Here is a 20,083-nt window from a genome sequence, read left to right on the forward strand (position 1 = left end):
CTCCCTCCAAAAAATGTTCTGAAACTCAGTGTCGTTTACCGAGTGGTTTTCTGCAAATGTGCGTCGAAGGCTTCTGCGTTCATAAAGCCCGTCACGCGAGCTGCGGGTAACTCTTTGCCCTCTCGGTCAAAGAACAAAATGGTCGGCAAGCCAAGCACCTGCAAGTGCTTGAGCAAGGCAGCCTGCTCGGCATTGTTGGCCGTTACGTCGGCCTGCAGCAACACCGTATCGGCCAGTTGGGCCTGCACCGCCGGATCGCTGAAGGTGTACTTCTCAAACTCTTTGCAGGCGACACACCAGTCCGCATACAGATCCAGCATTACCGGCTTGCCCTGCGCCTGTTGCAGCGCCTGGTTAAGCTGCTCAACGTTACTGATACGGGTGAAGTTCAGATGTGGCTGGGCCGCCTGCTCAGAGGCCGTGCTGCCGAATGCCCAGTCTTGCAATGGGCGCGCCGAAATCACCAGCGCCGCTAACAGCAGCACTTGGATGGCTCGCGTCCAGCCACGGGATGATTTCAGGCTCAGGACGAATGCCCAGCCGAAGAAGGCCAGGCCGAGCAGGCTCCACAGGCGCAGCCCCCAGACGTCGCCGATTACCCGCTCAAGCAGGAATACAGGCAGCGCCAGGATCACAAAGCCAAAGGCTTCTTTGACGTACTGCATCCACGGGCCGCTGCGTGGCAGCAGGCGGTTGCCGAAGAGCGTCACGATCACCAGCGGGATACCCATCCCCAATGCATACAGATACAACGTGCCGCCACCGGCCCACATATTACCGCTTTGGGCGATGTACAACAGGATGGCGCTGAGCGGGGCGGTGGTGCATGGAGAGCAGATCAGGCCTGCCAGAGCGCCCATCACAAACACGCCCACCAGCGAGCCACCCTGCTGGGTGTTGCTCCAGTTGGCCAGCCGCGTTTGCAGTGAAGAGGGGAGCTGCAAGGAGTAGCAGCCGAACATGGACAGAGCCAGGGCGACAAACAGCACCGACAGACCGATCAGCACGTAAGGGTGTTGCAGCGCGGCCTGGAACTGCAACCCGGCGGCGGCAACCACCAGGCCGAGCAGGGTATAGGTCAGCGCCATGCCTTGCACATATACCACGGCCAGCACCAGAATGCGTCCGCTGCTGTGTGGCCGCTCACGGCCCAGAATAATACCGGAAATCAGCGGATACATCGGCAACACGCAAGGAGTAAACGCAATACCGATACCAATCAACAAGGCCCACAGAGGGGAGAAGGGCAGATTGGCTGGTGCTGTTTCTGCTGGTGCTACGGTTACCGGTACTGCGGGCTCTGCGGCAAGCGGCACTGCACTCAGTGGGATCACGCGGGTTTCCGGTGGATAGCAGAAACCGGCCTCAGCACACCCTTGATAGGTGACGCTCAGGCTGGCATTGTCACCCGCCTGCAACAGGGGAATGCTCAGGGCCAATGGCTCCTTGAATATCGCCACTTCACCAAAGAATTCATCTTTATGCTTTAGCCCGGCGGGCAGCTCGAACTGGCCTAGCGTTGCCTGCTGTGGCACCAGCTTGATTTGCTGACGGTACAGGTAATAACCAGGGCGGATTTGCCAGCTTAGCGTCAGTTGGGGGCCCTGTTGTTTAAAATCAAAGGCAAATGCCTGATCGACGGGGACGAACTGGTTGCCCGCGTTTTGGCCGAACAGTGAAGCCTGAGCCGCAGCGGGCAGGAAGAACAGGCTGCACAGCAGCAATATCAGTTTAATGAGGCGTTGATCCATGACAGGTAATCTTTATCTCCAGCCATCACCGGCAGTACCAACAGTTCGGGTGTCTGGTACGGGTGATGTTGTTTCAGGTAGGTGAGTAGCGCTTGTTGATGCTGGCGATCGCTTTTAAACAGCATCTGCACTTCGTATTCCTGTTGCAGTTTCCCTTCCCAGTAATACAGCGATGTTGCCCCAGGCAGCAGCGTGGCGCAGGCCGCCAGTTTCTCCCCCAGGACGCGTGCCGCCAGCTCTTGCGCTGTGGCTTCATCGGGTGCGGTACAGAGTATGACGATAGCTTCGCAATCAGACATCTTCGGCCCTCTCAACCAGGTTTGGTAACAGGGCACTATACCCTGAAGCGGTGTTGGCTAGAAGGTTAGATTATCAGCAGCAGAGGAATGAGGAGCAGAAAGCGGGGCCGAAGCCCCGCTTGAGGATCACAGAATAACGCTGCCAATCAGGAAGCCGAAGATGACGGCAAACGCCACGCCCAAGGTGCCAGGGATCAGGAACGGGTGGTTAAACACGAAGCGCCCGATGCGCGTCGTTCCGGTATCGTCCATCTGTACCGCCGCCACCAGGGTAGGGTAGGTTGGCAGAATAAACAGGCCAGAAACGGCAGCAAAGGAAGCGATCGCCGTCAGCGGGGTGACGTTCAGGGCCAGCGCCATCGGCATCAACGCCTTGGCAGTGGCGGCCTGAGAGTACAGCAGCGCCGAACAGAAGAAGAAGATCACCGCCAGTAACCAAGGATGGGATTGGATCACGGTACCCGCAGTCTCTTTGATCCAGTCGAGGTTGGCCTGCACAAAGGTGTCACCCAACCAGGCCACGCCCAGGATACAGATACAGGCGCTCATCCCGGCCTTAAAGGTGCTGGAGTTCAAAATCAGGTCGGTTTCGATGCGGCACAGGATGGTGGTCAGGGTGGCCACGCTCAACATGATGATCAAGATGGCATTGGTGGTGTTCATCAGCGGCGTCGTCACCAGACCCATGCTTGGGCTGTTGATGATGGCATAAGCCACTACGCTCAGTACGCCAGCCAGGAACAGCAGCACGGAGGTTTTCGCACGCGGTTTGATCACGATTACGTTCTCACCACGCAGGGCAACCAGACCTTCTTCGAAGCGCTTTTGATACACAGGATCGTCAGACAGCTTGGAGTCAAACAACCAAGTGACCAGCAGCGACATCAGTATCACGGCCAGGAAAGTGGAAGGGATCACCACCATCAGCAAATGCAGATAACTCACACCATGGCCTTCCATAACGGAAGACATGTACACCACCGCTGCCGAGATAGGCGAAGCGGTAATGGCAATCTGCGCAGAAACTACGGCAGTAGACAGTGGACGGCAAGGTTTGATGCCTTGCTCTTTGGCCACTTCTGCAATCACCGGCAGGGCCGAGAGGGAGATATTACCGGTACCGGCGAAGATGGTCAGGAAATAGGTGACGATTGGGGCCAGAATAGTGATGTATTTTGGATTTTTGCGCAGCAGCTTCTCGGTTTGCTGCACCAGATAGTCCATCCCGCCAGCGACCTGCATGGCGGCGATAGCGGCGATAACCGCCATAATGATTGAAATAACGTCGAAGGGAATGCTGCCTGGCTTAACGCCGATCATCGCCAGCACCAATACCCCAAGACCGCCTGCAAAGCCTATTCCGATACCGCCCAGTCTGGCCCCCAAAAAGATGGCCAGTAGAACGATCACCAATTCTACTACTAGCATAGTGTTTACCCCTTAAAATGGATTTTTATGAAAACCAAAGGTTGCAACTTTGTATTGTTAGAAAGAAAAAAGGCACGCTATCCAGAGGATTAGCGTGCCTTTCAGGCTACCGGATGAGTCTATTATTGTTCATTTTCATCTGTATAGCGTTTCGCCTTATATGCCGGGTGCATCAGGTTCTCTACGGAGAAGATGTCATCCAGCTCAGCTTCGGTCAGTAAACCGCGTTCCAGCACGACTTCACGTACGCTCTTGCCGGTTTCAGCACAGATTTTGCCGACAATGTCACCGTTGTGGTGGCCAATGAACGGGTTCAGATAGGTGACGATACCGATAGAGTTAAATACGTAGTACTCGCACACTTCTTTGTTGGCGGTAATACCGTTAATGCATTTTTCCAGCAGGTTATAGCAGGCGTTGGTCAGAATGTGAATCGATTCAAACATCGCCTGGCCAATCACCGGTTCCATCACGTTCAACTGCAGCTGGCCTGCTTCGGCGGCCATGGTAACGCAAGTGTCGTTGCCGATCACCTTAAAGCAAACCTGGTTAACCACTTCTGGGATCACCGGGTTCACTTTGGCTGGCATGATTGAAGAACCGGCCTGCAGTTCAGGCAGGTTGATTTCGTTCAGGCCAGCGCGTGGGCCGGAAGACAGCAGACGCAGGTCGTTACAGATCTTGGACAGTTTGACCGCCAGGCGCTTGTGCGCACTGTGCACCATTACGTAGGCACCACAGTCGGAGGTGGCCTCGATCAGGTCTTCGGCAGGTACCACCGGCAGGCCACTGACTTCCGCCAGTTTCTTAACAGCCAGGTGTTGGTAACCTTCCGGGGTATTCAGCGCGGTACCGATCGCCGTTGCGCCAAGGTTCACTTCCAGCAGCAACTCAGCGGTACGGTGCAGGTTACGGGTTTCTTCATTCAGCAACACGCTGAAGGCATGGAATTCCTGGCCCAGGGTCATTGGCACCGCGTCCTGCAACTGGGTACGACCCATTTTCAGGATGGTTTCGAACTCTTTGGCTTTACGGTCAAACCCTTCACGCAGTTGGTTGATAGCATCGATCAGTTTCTGGTTGGAGGCGTAAACCGCGATGCGGAACCCGGTTGGGTAAGCGTCGTTGGTAGACTGACACTTGTTGAGGTGATCGTTAGGGTTAAGGTATTGGTATTCACCCTTCTGGTGGCCCATCAGCTCCAAGCCGATGTTTGCCAGTACTTCGTTGGTGTTCATGTTCAGCGAGGTGCCAGCACCGCCCTGGAACACATCCACCGGGAATTGGTCCATGCATTTGCCTTTATCCAGTACTTCATCACATGCCTGGATGATGACGTCGGCAATTTTACGTGGGATGGTTTGCAGCTCTTTGTTTGCCATGGCGGCGGCTTTTTTTACCATCACCATGCCGCGTACAAACTCAGGAACGTCGCTGATTTTACTGTTGCTGATATAGAAGTTTTCAATCGCACGCAGAGTATGAACACCGTAGTAGGCTTCTGCTGGGACTTCACGTGTTCCTAATAGGTCTTCTTCGATACGAATGTTGTTTGACATGAGAACCTTCTCTATGTTGCTGCCGAATATAATTATGTGCAGGATAACAAAATAATGTTGCCGAGCGGGTCTACTGCGGAAGTATTGACCGCAGCTATTGTCGCTACCCAGATCATATGCTGGTTGGTAATAAATGAATGAACGTAGATCACTATATGGTGCTTCAGCAAATGACAGCTTTTGGTTTCTGTGAAGGGCTTCACGTTTGCGGCAAAGAGAATAAAAAAGATCGCCCGGTTGAAATGGCGGCGGGAAGCCCCCATTGTATGAAGGTTGGCCGATTAGTGGCCCCATTTATCACGTATGCGCCATCGGGCGGGTACGCCGACTCTACCTAGAGGAGAGAACCAGGTGCGCTGGTTACCGTTACTGCTGATATTTCTACTGGCTTACATAGAGATATCCTTGTTTATCAAAGTTGCTGCCGTGTTCGGTGTGGCAATGACGCTGCTGCTGGTGGTGTTTACCTCCTGCGTCGGCGTTTCCCTGGTGCGTAATCAGGGCATGAAGACCTTTGTGCAGATGCAACAGAAGCTGGCGGCGGGCGAAAGCCCGGCAGCGGAGATGGTGAAAAGCGTTTCACTGGTACTGGCGGGGTTCCTGCTGGTGATACCGGGCTTCTTCACCGATTTCCTTGGCCTGTTGCTGTTGTTGCCGCCGGTGCAGAAATCGCTGACGCTGAAGTTGATGCCGCATCTCGCCGTTTATCGCCCAGGCGGTTGGGGTCAGAACGGCGGGGCTGCCAATGGCAATACCTTCGACGGTGAATTCCAGCGCAAGCAAGACGACCGCTACACCTTGGATCATCAACCTGACGATCGCGACAAGCGTGACGATCGCTGATAATTCCCCCAAACGCGGCCAATCGGCCGCGTTTTTGCTAGTGGCGTTCACCGTAGGCCATCAAATCGAAAATTTTTTTGCTGCTGCCCCTTGAAGGGGGATGGAACGCCCCCATTTCAAATCCCACGGAGCCGGTATCAATAATCCGGCGGACAACCCTAAATCTGATAGAAACCTTCTTACAGGAGAGCGTTCAATGAGTATTCGTCCATTGCATGACCGCGTTATCGTCAAGCGCAAAGAAGTTGAATCAAAATCTGCTGGCGGCATCGTTCTGACTGGCTCTGCAGCGGGTAAATCTACTCGTGGTGAAGTGGTAGCCGTTGGTAAAGGACGTGTTCTGGAAAGCGGCAACATCCAGCCGCTGGATGTGAAAGTAGGCGACATCGTGATTTTCAACGACGGTTACGGCGTGAAAGCAGAGAAGATCGACAATGAAGAAGTGTTGATCATGTCCGAAAGCGACATTCTGGCAATTGTTGAAGCGTAATAGCGCTTTATAAATCTTCTGAACTGAACGAGTTGAAGGGAAATACCAATGGCAGCTAAAGATGTAAAATTCGGCAATGATGCTCGCGTGAAGATGCTCCGCGGTGTGAATGTTCTCGCTGATGCAGTAAAAGTGACTCTGGGCCCGAAAGGCCGCAACGTAGTGCTGGATAAATCCTTCGGCGCTCCTACCATCACTAAAGATGGCGTATCTGTTGCTCGTGAAATCGAACTGGAAGACAAGTTCGAGAACATGGGTGCACAAATGGTGAAAGAAGTTGCCTCTAAAGCGAACGACGCTGCGGGCGACGGTACCACCACTGCAACCGTACTGGCTCAATCCATCATCACCGAAGGCCTGAAAGCTGTGGCTGCTGGCATGAACCCGATGGACCTGAAGCGCGGTATCGACAAAGCGGTTATCGCTGCGGTTGAAGAGCTTAAAAAATTATCCGTACCTTGCTCTGACTCTAAAGCTATCGCTCAGGTAGGCACCATCTCTGCAAACTCCGACGAAACCGTGGGTAAACTGATTGCAGAAGCGATGGAGAAAGTGGGCAAAGAAGGCGTGATCACCGTTGAAGAAGGCACCGGTCTGCAAGACGAGCTGGACGTGGTTGAAGGTATGCAGTTCGATCGCGGCTACCTGTCTCCGTACTTCATCAACAAGCCAGAAACCGGTTCTATCGAGCTGGAAAGCCCGTTCATCCTGCTGGCTGACAAGAAAATCTCCAACATCCGTGAAATGCTGCCAGTGCTGGAAGCCGTTGCGAAAGCGGGCAAACCACTGCTGATCATTGCAGAAGATGTTGAAGGCGAAGCGTTGGCGACCCTGGTGGTTAACACCATGCGTGGCATCGTGAAAGTGGCTGCAGTTAAAGCACCTGGCTTCGGCGACCGTCGTAAAGCCATGCTGCAAGACATCGCTACCCTGACTGCCGGTACCGTGATCTCTGAAGAGATCGGTCTGGAGCTGGAAAAAGCTACCCTGGAAGATCTGGGTCAGGCAAAACGCATCGTGATCAACAAAGACACCACCATCATCATCGATGGCGTGGGCGACGAAACCACCATTCAGGGCCGCGTTTCCCAGATCCGTCAGCAGATCGAAGAAGCGACCTCTGACTACGATCGTGAAAAACTGCAAGAGCGTGTTGCTAAACTGGCTGGCGGCGTTGCCGTTATCAAAGTTGGCGCCGCAACTGAAGTTGAAATGAAAGAGAAGAAAGCCCGCGTTGAAGATGCCCTGCACGCTACCCGTGCTGCGGTAGAAGAAGGCGTGGTTGCTGGCGGTGGCGTAGCGCTGATCCGTGTAGCAGACAAAATTTCTGGCCTGAAAGGCGATAACGAAGACCAGAACGTGGGTATCAAAGTTGCCCTGCGTGCGATGGAATCTCCACTGCGTCAGATCGTGATCAACGCCGGTGAAGAAGCTTCTGTGATTGCTAACAAGGTGAAAGCAGGCGAAGGCAGCTTCGGCTACAACGCTTACACCGAAGAATACGGCGACATGATCGCGATGGGTATCCTGGATCCAACTAAAGTGACCCGTTCTGCTCTGCAGTACGCGGCCTCTGTAGCTGGCCTGATGATCACCACCGAGTGCATGATCACTGACTTGCCGAAAGAAGACAAGTTAGACATGGGTGGCGCTGGTGGTATGGGCGGCATGGGTGGTATGGGCGGAATGATGTAATTCCCCTCACCTCTGTGAGCTAACCACAAAACCCGGCTTCGGCCGGGTTTTTTTATTCCTTTCTTCTGTGCGGGGCTGATTGTTGCGCCCGTGTTTTTCATCGTCAGCGGCTACTGATGCGTCAGTGCTGAATTTGATGATATTTTTGCAGACCGTATCTATTAAGCGTGTAAACTGATAGTTCATCAGCTGTCGCTCAAGACGTTGACCAGGCACCAGTGGCCGCTGGCAACGGATGCTTAAGAGATGGCAACGCTTTCTGATAAGCTTTTGCGTAATTCTCAACATCATATGGGGAACAAGATGCGGATTAAAGCCTTACTGGGTCTATCGGCAGCGCTGCTGCTGGCAGGGTGCAGCAGCACCAATGAACTGACCGCCGCAGGTCAACAGGTCAAATTTACCGACACCAAGCCTGCTGCAGAATGTCAGTTGGTAGGCGAAGTCACCGGCACTCAAAGCAACTGGCTGTCGGGGAGTGGTGGTGAGGGCAGTTCCATGCGTGGCGCGGCCAATGATCTGCGCAACAAGGCAGCGGCAATGGGCGGCAACGTGATTTACGGTGCTACTAGCCCAAGCCAGAACCTGCTTTCAAGTTTTGCACCACTGGACAGCAAAATGATCGGCCAGGTGTATAAGTGCCCGTAACGCTGGCATAAGCACCCGTATAAAACAAAAGAGGAATGCCAAGGCATTCCTCTTTTTGCATTCATGTCGGCCACTCAGCTTTGCGTGAGGCGCAGATCCAACGGCGTTTTGCTGGGTTCGCCGCCGACTTCACGGGTCAGGCGTGGTACCAGATAGCCGGAAACCTTGCTCAGCAAACTTTTCACGATCGCACGGGCCTCGTCATCGCTGACCATAAAGTGGGCCGCGCCCTGCACCTTATCCAACACGTGGAGGTAATAGGGCAGGATCCCCGCATCAAACAGGGCGTTACTCAGCGTTGCCAGCGTATCCGCGTTATCATTGATCCCTCGTAGCAGCACGCTTTGGTTCAGCAGCGTCACTCCGGCGCTACGCAACTGTGCCATACTGGCGCGCAGCGGTGGGTCAATCTCGTTGGCATGATTGATATGGGTAACCATCAGCACCTGCAGGCGCGATGCCGAGAAGCGTTGGCATAGCGTAGCAGTGATGCGGGCGGGGATCACCACTGGCAAGCGGGTATGAATACGCAGGCGTTTGAGATGTGGGATGGCCTCAAGTTCCCCGATCAGCCAATCCAGTTCATGGTCTTTGGCCATCAGCGGATCGCCCCCGGAGAAAATAATTTCATCCAGTTCCGGGTGTTGACGGATATACTCCAACGCTTGAAGCCAGTTTGCCTTGTTGCCCTGGTTCTCCTGATAGGGGAAATGACGGCGGAAACAGTAGCGGCAGTTAACCGCACAGCCGCCTTTTACCAACAGCAGGGCACGGTTGCGATACTTGTGCAGCAACCCCGGCACCACGCTGCGCTGTTCATCCAGCGGATCGGTCGTGAAGCCTGGGGCATCGATGAATTCTGCACTGGCGGTGAGTACCTGGCGCAGTAGCGGGTCATTGGCATCACCAGGTTGCATACGCGCGGCAAAGGCTCGCGGCACGCGTAGCGCAAACAGGCGGCGTGCATCGCGCCCCTGTGGCAGTTCCGGGTGCGTATTTAGTGACAGAAGCTGCAGTAATTCATCGGGGTCGGTAATAACATCGGCGAGTTGATGCAACCAATCTTCTCTATGCGCCGTGTTTTGGGTTATAATGTGTGCCATTTTTTTGGCTAAGCTACCAGTTTAAATTTTCAGAGGGCCATCATGGCGACTTATTCTAGCAACGATTTCCGTCCGGGTCTTAAAATCATGTTCGAAGGCGAACCTTACGCTGTCGAATCCAGCGAGTTCGTCAAACCAGGTAAAGGCCAGGCTTTTGCGCGTGTAAAAATGCGTCGCCTGCTGACCGGCACCCGCGTTGAGAAAACCTTTAAGTCTACCGACTCCTGCGAAGGCGCGGACGTGGTAGATACCAACATGAACTACCTGTACAACGACGGTGAGTTCTACCACTTTATGCACCCTGAGACTTTTGAACAGCATCAGGTTGAAGAGAAAACCGTTTCTGACGTGGCTAAATGGCTGCAGGACAACGCGGAATGTATCGTCACCCTGTGGGATGGCCGTCCTATCGCTGTGCTGCCACCGAACTTTATCGAAGCAGAAATCACTGATACCGATCCAGGCCTGAAAGGCGACACTGCAGGTACCGGCGGCAAGCCAGCTACCCTGAGCACTGGCGCAGTGGTTAAAGTGCCATTGTTCGTGCAGATTGGCGAAGTGATCAAGGTTGACACCCGCTCTGGCGAATACGTCTCCCGCGTTAAATAAGTTTCAGCACAGAGGAACCCCCGTGGTTCCTCTGTGTTATCCCTTCCCGTCACACGTTGGCAGAACCGCATGATGAAGAAAACGCTGTTGGCCGTGGTCTCTCTGTTGTTGCTGATGTCTCTCAGCGGCTGTAATACCTTCCGTGGTTTTGGTGAAGACGTTCAGCACCTCGGCGGCGCGATTTCCCGCAGCGCTGGCTGAAATCAATTAGCGCCATTTATCGGATAATACAGAAAAATCCGTTTATTCCGGCAACCCTCCTGATTTTTACTACGCTTAGAGAGCTACACTTTTTCACTAATAACGAATAAGGGTAATCTTATGCTGAAGAAAACTATTTTCGCCATTTTTTCCTTGTTGATCCTGTCATCGCTGGTGGGCTGTAATACTACCGAAGGTGTGGGCAAAGATGTTGAAGCTGGTGGTCAGGCGATCCAGCGTAGCGCACAGTAAATTCCTTTGGGTTCAACGGTATTCCACGGCAGCGCTTGATTTTCCCTTCCGTGGAATACCCATTTAATTCTCTTGTTTGCTATAATCCACGTCTTCAATCAGCCAAGTGGGACGACCCGCCTGCGCTTCTGTTGTCTGGGGACGACCCCATCAGTTCTGGAGCCAGTGTCATGGCATGGATCATTTTGCTTTTTGCGGGCCTGTTAGAGGTCGTCTGGGCTATTGGCCTGAAATACACCCACGGTTTTACCCGTTTGACCCCCAGTTTGATTACCGTCGCCGCGATGGTGGTGAGCATGGTGTTGCTGGCACACGCCATGAAAACGTTGCCTGCGGGCACGGCTTACGCCGTGTGGACCGGGATTGGGGCGGTGGGCGCGGCGGTAATGGGCATGGTGCTGCTCGGTGAGTCGACCAACATCATGCGTATTCTCAGCCTGTGCCTGATCGTGGCCGGGATCCTGGGGCTAAAATTCAGCAGTCAATGAGTGGGCTGCTGATTGACCCAGATTAACGCTTCGGTATCAAAGCCGTAGCCCTTGGCAATCTGCACCAGTCTGTCGCGCGTGGCGGCGTCCAACGTCGGCGTGCGCGACAATATCCACAGATAGTCGCGGTTTGGGCCACAAACCAGCGCATAACGGTATTCCGGATCGAGTTCGATGACGTTATAGCCGCCATAGAAAGGCCCGAAGAATGAGACTTTCAGCGAGGCCGTCTGCGGCGAGCCGATAAAGTACGCCTTGCCTTCGCTCTCCTGCCACTGCTGTTTTTTGCTATCGAAACCCCGGTTAATCACCTTCAGACCGCCGTCTGTGCGCGGGCTATAATTGGCTGTAACCTGCTCCAGGCCTCGTTCAAAGCGATGATCCAGACGCGCGATTTCATACCAGGTGCCCAGATAGCGTTTGCTATCGAAGTTATCTATAACCTTGACGTCTTTCGGGGGTGTCACGCTGCAGGCAACGGAAACGAGGGCAGATAATATGACGCAAAGTTTTGACCAAAAACGCATGAGTGACTCCTGTTTACCGGTATCAGATAGACAGTGTAGTCGACAGGGGGGGATTGCGGAATAGGCGGCCAACGGGAGTTGGCCGCCAGAGGTTTTACAGCGTGACGACCCCGATCAGGGTAACGACGCTCAGGATAGCTGCCAAGCCATAGAATACCCATTTGCCAGCAGGCACGTGGATTTTCAGATCGTGCATGGCATGGTGGATACGGTGAAGCCCGCACCACAATGGCAAAATAATCATCAGCAGCAGGAACAGGCGGCCGATCCAGCTTTGGCAAAATGCCAGGACGCGCTCATAACCTAAAGCTTCGCCGGGGAACAGGCCGAGTGGCAGCAGGATGCCGACCAGCAGCACGATAGCCGGAGCAACGATCGCTCCCCACATACCGCCAGCGCCAAATAATCCCCAGAAAACCGGCTCGTCAGAGCGCTTAGGTGATTGATTTATCATGTTTCCTCCGGATTACAGTAACGCTACGGCGAGAATGATCACGGTGACGACGATCGTCACTGCCCACAGCGCCTTAACGATTGGCTCCGGCCCCATTTTCTCGCTGTTGACTACGATGTTGGCGGCTTTCGGTGCCAGATCGAACCAGGTTTTGGTATGCAGCGCGGCGGCCAGCAGGGCGATGATGTTAATCAGCAACACCAGCGGGTTTTGCAGGAAGCCGACAAACCCGGCCCAGCTTTCAGGGCCGCCCTTCAGGGCAAAGACGCCGTAGATCAGCACGATGCTGAACCACACCGCCAGCACGGAAGTGCCTTCACGCAGCATATAGAAACGGTAGAAACCCAGCTTTTGCCACCAGGTTGGCGTCATGGTACGCACATAGGGCTTACGTTGTGTTGTCATTGCTGTCTCCCCTCCCTTATTGCGGTTTCAGCATTGCGATCATGAAGTCTTTGGCACTCTCTACCTTGCCCTGCTGGATCGCAGCGGCCGGGTCGACGTGTTTTGGACAGACTTCAGAGCAGTAGCCAACAAACGTACAGGACCAGACACCGTTCTGGCCGTTAAGCAGCGGCATACGCTGTTTCTTGCCGTGGTCGCGGTTATCCAGGTTGTAACGGTGCGCCAGCGTAATCGCCGCCGGGCCGATGAACTCCTGATTCAGGCCGAACTGTGGGCAAGCGGCATAGCACAGGCCACAGTTGATGCAGCCGGAGAACTGGTGATACTTCGCCATTTGCGCCGGGGTCTGCACGTTCGGGCCATCTTCCGGTTTGCGATCGTTGCCGATGATGTACGGCTTAATCGCTTCCAGGCTCTCGATAAAGTGGGTCATATCCACCACCAGATCGCGCTCGATCGGGAAGTTGCCCAACGCCTCAACCTTCATGCCATCGGTATATTCACGCAGGAAGGTTTTACAGGCCAGCTTGGGCACGCGGTTGACCATCATGCCGCAAGAGCCACAGATGGCCATACGGCACGACCAGCGGTAGGACAGGTCTGGCGCCAGGTTATCTTTGATATAACCCAGTGCATCCAGCAGCGAAGTCTGCTCATCGTAAGGCACGCTGAAGGTTTCGAAATGCGGCTCGGCGTCGCGTTCCGGGTTATAGCGCATGACCTCGATTTTCAGGGTTTTCAGCTCAGCCATTCGCCTGCTCCTTATCCTTTCTCTCTTTGTCCTGCGCTTCGGCTGCGGCGCCATAAACACGCTTGGCCGGTGGCAGTTTGGTAATTTTCACGTCGCTGTACTCCAGGCGTGGTGCACCGTTCGGGTTATGGAACGCCAGCGTATGTTTCAGGAAGTTCACGTCGTCACGCTCGGTGCAACCTTCGTCGAGACGCTGGTGTGCGCCGCGCGATTCTTTACGGTTGAAGGCCGAGTGCGCCATACATTCGGCAACGTCCAGGCCATAGCCCAGCTCGATGGTGTACAGCAGATCGGTGTTGAACACGCTGGAGTTGTCGGTAATTTTGACGCGCTTGAAGCGCTCTTTCAGCTCCGCCAGCTTATCGATGGTTTTCTGCATCAGCTCCGGCGTACGGTAGATACCACAGCCTTCTTCCATCGACAGACCCATTTCATCGCGGATTTTCGACCAGTTCTCGCTACCTTCCTGCTTCATCAGGTTGCTGAGGCGGGTTTCCACGTCGCGGCCTTGTGCTTCCAAAGCGCTGCCGTTGGCCGGGCCACTTTCCAGCGCGCGGCGGGCTGCGTGTTCACCTGCCACACGGCCAAACACCACCAGCTCAGCCAGCGAGTTGGAACCCAGGCGGTTCGCGCCGTGCAGGCCAACCGAGGAACATTCGCCGACGGCGAACAGGCCTTTAATGCGGGTTTCACAGTTCTGGTCGGTTTCGATACCGCCCATGGTGTAGTGCGCGGTTGGGCGGACCGGGATTGGATCCTTAACGGGATCGACCCCCACGTAAGCTTTCGACAGTTCACAGATGAACGGCAGACGCTCCAGCAGTTTCTTCTCGCCCAGGTGGCGTAGATCCAGATAGACCACGTCGCCGCGCGGGGTGGCGATGGTGCGGCCAGCACGCCATTCATGCCAGAAAGCCTGCGACACTTTGTCACGCGGGCCCAGCTCCATATATTTGTTTCTTGGCTCGCCCAGCGGGGTTTCCGGGCCCATACCGTAGTCTTGCAGGTAGCGGTAGCCGTCTTTGTTAACCAGAATACCGCCTTCACCGCGGCAGCCTTCGGTCATCAGGATGCCTGAGCCTGGCAGGCCGGTTGGGTGATATTGCACGAACTCCATGTCGCGCAGTGGCACGCCGTGGTGGAACGCCATCCCCATACCGTCGCCGGTGACGATGCCGCCGTTGGTGTTATAGCGATAAACACGGCCTGCACCGCCGGTGGCCATGATGACCGCGTTGGCACGGATCTGCACGCGGGTACCTTCCATCATGTTCATGGCAACCACGCCGCGCGCCTGGCCATCATCCACCAGCACGTCCAGCACGAAGTGCTCATCGAAACGTTGGATTTGCGGGTACTTCAGCGAAGTCTGGAACAGAGTGTGCAGCATGTGGAAGCCGGTTTTGTCGGCGGCAAACCAGGTACGTTCAATCTTCATGCCACCAAAGCGGCGCACGTTGACCGAACCGTCTGGCTTACGGCTCCATGGGCAACCCCATTGCTCCAACTGGGCCATTTCACGTGGGCAGCTGTGAACAAAGTGATCGACCACGTCCTGCTCACACAGCCAGTCGCCACCGGCTACGGTATCCTGGAAGTGATAGTCGTAGCTGTCGTGATCCTGAGTGACTGCGGCGGAGCCCCCCTCGGCGGCTACCGTGTGGCTACGCATTGGATATACTTTAGATATCAGCGCGATTTTCAGTTGGGGATTGGCTTCCGCGGCGGCTATAGCGGCCCGTAAACCAGCTCCCCCGGCACCAATGATGGCTAGGTCGGCGTTAAAGGTTTGCACTGCACTCCTCCAATGTTCTCGTTAAAACGACAATTTAATTAATCTATGCTTAATATTTATAAAGGTGCTTCGGGTGCTAAGCTAAATTCAGTGACTTTTTAAACTAAACACTAAGGATAGATAACTGCTACCGAATATAGGGTTATCACTATACCTAAAGTTAAGTAGTAGAAATTTGATGTGATCGATTGTTTTGCCTTTTAAGCGTTACGCAAGAGGCATTCCTGCAAAAATAAGGTGTTGCCTCGCCTTTATCTTTGATTAGTAGGATTGTCGGTGGTTTATATGGCTTATATGTTTTTTATGATTTTAATGTAGACCAGCGCACACAATAGCCAAGAATTTGTTTGCATGAGAGGATGCGAGTAGACTGCACCCCCTGTTTGATTTCGGAGTAATTACCATGAGCGAAACGGCAAGCTGGCAGCCAAGTGCACCCATCGCCAATTTGTTGAAACGCGCAGCGATACTGGCTGAGATCCGGCGTTTCTTTGCCGATCGTGGCGTATTGGAGGTGGAGACCCCGGCGATGAGCCAGGCGACAGTCACCGACATCCACCTGGTCCCGTTCCAGACGCGTTTCGTCGGCCCGGGCGCGGCAGATGGCCTGACGCTGTACATGATGACCAGCCCGGAATACCACATGAAGCGCCTGCTGGCGGCAGGGAGCGGCCCGATCTATCAGATGGGGCGCAGCTTCCGTAATGAAGAAGCGGGGCGGCATCACAACCCTGAATTCACCATGCTGGAATGGTATCGCCCGCACTATGATATGTATCGCCTGATGAACGAGGTGGACGATCTGCTGCAACAGGTACTGGATTGCGACAGTGCCGAAACCCTGTCCTATCAGCAGGCGTTCCTGCGCCATCTGGATCTCGATCCGCTGTCGGCGGAGAAGGCGCAGCTGCGCGAGGCTGCGGCCAAGCTCGATCTGAGCAATATTGCCGATACGGAAGAAGACCGAGATACCTTGCTGCAACTGCTGTTTACCGTGGGTGTAGAACCCCATATTGGTCGTGATAAACCGGCATTCGTTTACCACTTCCCGGCATCACAGGCCTCGTTGGCAGAGATCAGCACCGAAGATCACCGTGTCGCAGAGCGGTTCGAGGTTTATTTCAAAGGCCTTGAGCTAGCGAATGGTTTCCGCGAGTTGACCGATGGCGATGAGCAACGCCAGCGCTTCACGCAGGACAATCGTAAACGCGTGGCGCGTGGCTTGCCGGAGCACCCGATTGATAACAACCTGCTGGATGCCTTGAAGCATGGTATGCCAGAGTGTGCTGGCGTGGCATTGGGCGTCGATCGTTTGGTGATGCTGGCGTTGGGAGCCGAAAGCCTGAGCGAAGTGATCGCGTTTCCGGTCAGCCGGGCATAACGTTTTCGCCTCCATGAAAAAGGGTTCGGCTTGCCGAACCCTTTTTGCTTTTATAGCCCGCCCGACTCGCGGCGCGTGTTGCGCGGTGGGGTTGAAGGCGGCGTGCGGCCATTACTGGTCATGCGCGACAGCGTTTCGGTGCGAACCTGGAACGGTGGGTATGGCAGCGTGATGCCGTGTTCACGGTAACCCGCCAGGATCAACTGATGGATCTCATGGCGTAACGGCATACGGTGGCCCATTTCGGCGGCGTAGATGCGCAGTTCGAAGATCTGAATACCCTGTTGCAGATCGACCAGATAGGCTTCCGGTGTTGGGTTATCCAGCACCAGTGAGCAACGCTCGGCCGAGTTGATCAGGATCTTGGTCACTTCTTCCGTATTCGCCTCTGCCGGTGCCGGGACGGTCAGCACCACACGGGTCAGCGTGTCCGACAGGGACCAGTTGATAAACTGTTCGGTGATAAAGGCCTTGTTAGGCACGATAATCTCTTTGCGATCCCAGTCTGAAATGGTAGTGGCGCGGGTATTGATCTTGGTGACGGTGCCCGTCAGGTTACGGATTGTCACCGTATCGCCGATGCGGATCGGTTTTTCAAACAGAATGATCAGGCCTGAAATAAAGTTGGAGAAGATCTCCTGCATACCAAAGCCCAAGCCCACGCTGAGCGCGGTGACCACCCATTGCAGTTTCGACCACTCGATACCGATCCAGGAAAAGCTGAGGATCGCCCCGAACAGCAGTAACAGGTATTTGGTGATGGTGGTAATGGCGTAGCCGGTGCCGGGCGTCAGATCCAGGTGCTGCAACACCGCCAACTCGAGTAATGCTGGCAGGTTACGCACTAGCTGCATGGTGACGATCAGCACCAGGATGGCGATCAGCAGCGCCCCCAAGGTGATTGGCTGAGCGATATCAATGCCATTCACCGTGGAGTTGACATCCCAGAGCTTGATATTTTCCAGGAAGCCGAAGGCCGAATGGATCTCTGACCACAGGACGATCACCGAGACCAGCGCCACCATCGTCAGGATCGAACGCACCAACCTCAGCGACTGGGCGCTGATGGCATCCAGATCGATTTCCGTCTCATCCACCTCAATCGCACCTTCGATGCTGTTAGGGGTATGTGAAGATTCTTCTTCGCCTTTGGCACGCTGCGCCAGGATATCGGCACGGCGCTGTTTGGCACGGTCAAAGGCGATGCGGCGGCGTTGGATCAGCATCCAGCGGCGGATAATGTGGTAAATCACCAACAGCAGGAACCAGATGGCAACCGAGGTCTCCAGGCGTGCCAGCAGTTTCTGTGCGGTGGTCAGATAGCCGACGGTGGAAGCCAGAGCGGCAATCAGCGGTGCGGAAAGCAACAGCCCCCACAACGCGGTATTAATCAGGTTTTCGCCGGAGCCTTTGTTATCCAGATACAGCGGAATACCGGCCCGCTTCAAGCTGTTGGTGACCAGCGCCAGCGCCAGACAGAGCAGAATGAAGCACAGGCGGCCAAGGGTATTGGCGAATTCGCGATCGTTGAGATTGTCGAAGGTGATCAGCGCCATAATCAACGGCACGATCAGCCAGATCGACATCTGGTAATAACGCATGGCGCGGGAAACCTGTTTCACCGGCCAGCGGAAATGCACGATGAACAACCCTTGCGGATGGGCGAAGGCGGCGCTGATCATACAGATCCACAGCACTGGCAGCGTGGCGGTGACGCCCTCACCGATGGCGACAGCAACCGGATATGGCCAGGCATTTTGCAAGCCGAAGCCCAGCGCTGCCCACAATACCGGCAGCGGCAAGGCCACCAGGATCGACCAAAATACGGTACGCAACGTCAGCAGGAATTCATCTTGCGTGACCTTGCCCACTCTGCTGCTGGCCCGCGCCAGAAACGCATGGTAATGCTTGCGCGAACTGATGCTGAAAATCACCAACAGCACCGCACCAAACAGCGGGATCAAGGTTTCCCGGCTAGTGACCATCATCACGAAGGCACCGCTGAGCTGCGTCAGGGTATCCAGTGACAGTACACGGGTCAGATCCTGTGCCACATTGAGCGGGTATGACAGGGTGATAGGGCTGACGTCTGGCACCCAGAACAGATAACGGTGCGCTGCATCCTGAATTTCGTTCAGCGCATCGACCAACTGGGTGTTGGCCACCTTCAGCTTGGTCAGCTCAAGGATCTGGGTATCGCAGCCGGACAGCAGCGAGTTCAACAGATCACGCTGGGTGCGTAGCTGGGCATCGACGATACGCTGCTGGGCGCTGGTCAGGGGGCTGCCGTCATCTTGTTTAAACTCTTTGGCTCGCTGTGGCAGGCTTTCCAGTTGGTTTTCAAAATTTAGGCGTTGAACGCGCAGATCGGCCATGGCGCTGTCCAACTGCCGGGGTTTTGGCATTTCTGGCAAGATGGCGACCTGGGCGCGCAGGGTTTCCCCCAGCGCAGTAGAGGCGCTCAACCATTGGGACTGCTCAATGATGGTGCTCAACGCCTGGCGTACCTGCAGCGTTTGTGCGGCGGCCTGGCGCTGTTGGGAAGAGATCAGATCCATCTGTTGCGCCTGATCGTTCAGCGCAGCAGAAAGTTCACGGTTGATTTGCAGCTGCTTGCGCAGGCTGGCGGGTAAATCGCCATTCTGTTCGGCCAATTGCTCGGTTTTTTCCAGCGCCCGTTCCGCTTCTCGCTGGCGTTGGCTGTTGAGGTTGTTACGTAGCGCCTGTAACTGGACATCAATTTTTTCATGCCGCGTTTTGTAGACATCGGCACGCATCCGCGCCAGTTCCTGCCGGTTATTGGCCGAGAGTTGAGCCAGGTCCAGCTCATCCACTTTCGCTTTACGTGCCGCTGCCTCTGCCTGTAACAGAGCAAGCTGCGCCAGTGCCAATGGCGTGGTTTGGTTATTGCCCTGAGCCTGTAGGCGGCGCTGAACTTCCGTTAACGCTCGCCGGGCTTCAGTTTGTTGCTGTGGCAGTTGGCTGAGAGAGTCGCTGATCTCGCGTGTCCGGTCCTGTTCCTGTTGCAACAGGCGGGCCTGTTCCAGCAGTTGGCTGCTGGTTTGCAGAATTAACTGTTCCAGATCGCTGGCGGGCAGGTTTTCGCCGTTGGGCAGGATTTTGGCTTCTTCGAGGGTGAGCTGGCGGCGCAGTTCCTGCGTCATCTTCGGGAAATCGTCAATAACCCGCTGATACTGCTGTGAATTGTCCTGCGACTCTTTGCGTTCGGTGAGCCAGTTGATGGCGCTTTGCAGCGCCTCAACCACCTCCGCCTGATTAGGCGCGTTTTTATTGCCCTCGGCCAGCTTCAGTTCTTGCCGTAACTGGGACTCGTTGGGGATCGCGGCGGCGAGAACCGGCTGGATCAGTAGCAGGCTGAGCAATAAAGCGATAATCAGGCGCAC

At 55.0% G+C, this 20,083-nt stretch carries 20 protein-coding genes; 9 read left to right on the forward strand and 11 right to left on the reverse strand.

What is annotated here, in order from left to right; genetic code table 11:
• Positions 1-35 precede the first annotated feature (35 nt).
• From IMQ33_RS00295 to aspA, 4 genes are all read right to left on the reverse strand, one after another.
• Positions 36-1,751, reverse strand: a complete 1,716-nt coding sequence (locus IMQ33_RS00295; RefSeq protein ID WP_196061373.1) for a protein-disulfide reductase DsbD — start codon at positions 1,749-1,751, stop codon at positions 36-38.
• A complete protein-coding gene (gene cutA / locus IMQ33_RS00300; protein WP_021807588.1) occupies positions 1,727-2,050 on the reverse strand; it encodes a divalent cation tolerance protein CutA in 324 nt (107 codons plus the stop codon). The genes IMQ33_RS00295 and cutA overlap by 25 nt, the downstream gene beginning before the upstream one ends.
• A 126-nt stretch (positions 2,051-2,176) precedes the next feature.
• Positions 2,177-3,478, reverse strand: coding sequence for an anaerobic C4-dicarboxylate transporter (locus IMQ33_RS00305; protein WP_024484767.1), 1,302 nt, complete (start codon positions 3,476-3,478; stop codon positions 2,177-2,179).
• A 122-nt stretch (positions 3,479-3,600) separates the two neighbouring features.
• The gene (gene aspA / locus IMQ33_RS00310; protein ID WP_021807586.1) at positions 3,601-5,037 is read right to left on the reverse strand and encodes an aspartate ammonia-lyase; all 1,437 of its coding nucleotides are present in this window, start codon (positions 5,035-5,037) and stop codon (positions 3,601-3,603) included.
• 351 nt (positions 5,038-5,388) lie between these two features.
• On the opposite strand from aspA, the gene IMQ33_RS00315 reads away from it, so the two are divergent.
• From IMQ33_RS00315 to IMQ33_RS00330, 4 genes are all read left to right on the forward strand, one after another.
• The gene (locus tag IMQ33_RS00315) at positions 5,389-5,880 is read left to right on the forward strand and encodes an FxsA family protein (RefSeq protein ID WP_024484768.1); all 492 of its coding nucleotides are present in this window, start codon (positions 5,389-5,391) and stop codon (positions 5,878-5,880) included.
• A 196-nt stretch (positions 5,881-6,076) separates the two neighbouring features.
• The gene (locus tag IMQ33_RS00320; RefSeq protein WP_004952634.1) at positions 6,077-6,370 is read left to right on the forward strand and encodes a co-chaperone GroES; all 294 of its coding nucleotides are present in this window, start codon (positions 6,077-6,079) and stop codon (positions 6,368-6,370) included.
• Between the two features lie 48 nt (positions 6,371-6,418).
• Positions 6,419-8,065, forward strand: a complete 1,647-nt coding sequence (groL, locus tag IMQ33_RS00325) for a chaperonin GroEL (RefSeq protein ID WP_024484769.1) — start codon at positions 6,419-6,421, stop codon at positions 8,063-8,065.
• Positions 8,066-8,368: 303 nt separating this feature from the next.
• Positions 8,369-8,713 (forward strand): DUF4156 domain-containing protein, encoded by a 345-nt coding sequence (locus IMQ33_RS00330; protein ID WP_024484770.1) that lies wholly within the window; start codon positions 8,369-8,371, stop codon positions 8,711-8,713.
• Positions 8,714-8,787: 74 nt separating this feature from the next.
• Here the strand turns inward: IMQ33_RS00330 and epmB are convergent, their stop codons facing one another.
• The gene (gene epmB, locus IMQ33_RS00335) at positions 8,788-9,816 is read right to left on the reverse strand and encodes an EF-P beta-lysylation protein EpmB (RefSeq protein ID WP_024530203.1); all 1,029 of its coding nucleotides are present in this window, start codon (positions 9,814-9,816) and stop codon (positions 8,788-8,790) included.
• A gap of 42 nt (positions 9,817-9,858) precedes the next feature.
• On the opposite strand from epmB, the gene efp reads away from it, so the two are divergent.
• The 4 genes from efp (at position 9,859) to sugE (ending at position 11,366) form a co-directional block, all read left to right on the forward strand.
• Entirely contained in the window at positions 9,859-10,425 is a 567-nt protein-coding gene (gene efp, locus IMQ33_RS00340) for an elongation factor P (RefSeq protein WP_024484772.1), read from the forward strand.
• A 69-nt stretch (positions 10,426-10,494) separates the two neighbouring features.
• Entirely contained in the window at positions 10,495-10,626 is a 132-nt protein-coding gene (locus IMQ33_RS00345; protein ID WP_021182099.1) for an entericidin A/B family lipoprotein, read from the forward strand.
• 120 nt (positions 10,627-10,746) lie between these two features.
• Positions 10,747-10,878 (forward strand): entericidin A/B family lipoprotein, encoded by a 132-nt coding sequence (locus IMQ33_RS00350; RefSeq protein WP_021807577.1) that lies wholly within the window; start codon positions 10,747-10,749, stop codon positions 10,876-10,878.
• Between the two features lie 170 nt (positions 10,879-11,048).
• Positions 11,049-11,366 (forward strand): quaternary ammonium compound efflux SMR transporter SugE, encoded by a 318-nt coding sequence (gene sugE / locus IMQ33_RS00355; RefSeq protein WP_021182101.1) that lies wholly within the window; start codon positions 11,049-11,051, stop codon positions 11,364-11,366.
• On the opposite strand, the gene blc is transcribed toward sugE, so the two are convergent.
• The 5 genes from blc to frdA all read right to left on the reverse strand — a co-directional run bounded on the left by blc (position 11,360) and on the right by frdA (position 15,298).
• Positions 11,360-11,893, reverse strand: coding sequence for an outer membrane lipoprotein Blc (blc, locus tag IMQ33_RS00360; RefSeq protein WP_065684068.1), 534 nt, complete (start codon positions 11,891-11,893; stop codon positions 11,360-11,362). The genes sugE and blc overlap by 7 nt on opposite strands.
• A gap of 94 nt (positions 11,894-11,987) precedes the next feature.
• A complete protein-coding gene (gene frdD, locus IMQ33_RS00365) occupies positions 11,988-12,347 on the reverse strand; it encodes a fumarate reductase subunit FrdD (protein WP_021182103.1) in 360 nt (119 codons plus the stop codon).
• A 12-nt stretch (positions 12,348-12,359) separates the two neighbouring features.
• Positions 12,360-12,752, reverse strand: coding sequence for a fumarate reductase subunit FrdC (frdC, locus tag IMQ33_RS00370; protein WP_021182104.1), 393 nt, complete (start codon positions 12,750-12,752; stop codon positions 12,360-12,362).
• A gap of 16 nt (positions 12,753-12,768) precedes the next feature.
• Positions 12,769-13,503, reverse strand: coding sequence for a succinate dehydrogenase/fumarate reductase iron-sulfur subunit (locus tag IMQ33_RS00375; protein ID WP_024484774.1), 735 nt, complete (start codon positions 13,501-13,503; stop codon positions 12,769-12,771).
• Positions 13,496-15,298 (reverse strand): fumarate reductase (quinol) flavoprotein subunit, encoded by a 1,803-nt coding sequence (frdA, locus tag IMQ33_RS00380; protein WP_024484775.1) that lies wholly within the window; start codon positions 15,296-15,298, stop codon positions 13,496-13,498. Before frdA ends, IMQ33_RS00375 begins: the two co-directional genes overlap by 8 nt.
• A gap of 403 nt (positions 15,299-15,701) precedes the next feature.
• Here frdA and epmA point away from each other — a divergent pair, with 403 nt between their 5' ends.
• Positions 15,702-16,679 carry an elongation factor P--(R)-beta-lysine ligase gene (epmA, locus tag IMQ33_RS00385; RefSeq protein ID WP_065684070.1) on the forward strand — a complete coding sequence of 326 codons (978 nt, stop codon included), beginning with the start codon at positions 15,702-15,704 and terminating at the stop codon, positions 16,677-16,679.
• Between the two features lie 50 nt (positions 16,680-16,729).
• On the opposite strand, the gene mscM is transcribed toward epmA, so the two are convergent.
• Positions 16,730-20,083 carry a miniconductance mechanosensitive channel MscM gene (gene mscM, locus IMQ33_RS00390; RefSeq protein ID WP_196061374.1) on the reverse strand — a complete coding sequence of 1,118 codons (3,354 nt, stop codon included), beginning with the start codon at positions 20,081-20,083 and terminating at the stop codon, positions 16,730-16,732.

It is taken from the genome of Serratia sp. Res13-Sevr-LER1-36-b, assembly GCF_015673035.1.
In the GTDB taxonomy this organism is placed as follows: domain Bacteria; phylum Pseudomonadota; class Gammaproteobacteria; order Enterobacterales; family Enterobacteriaceae; genus Chania; species Chania fonticola_C.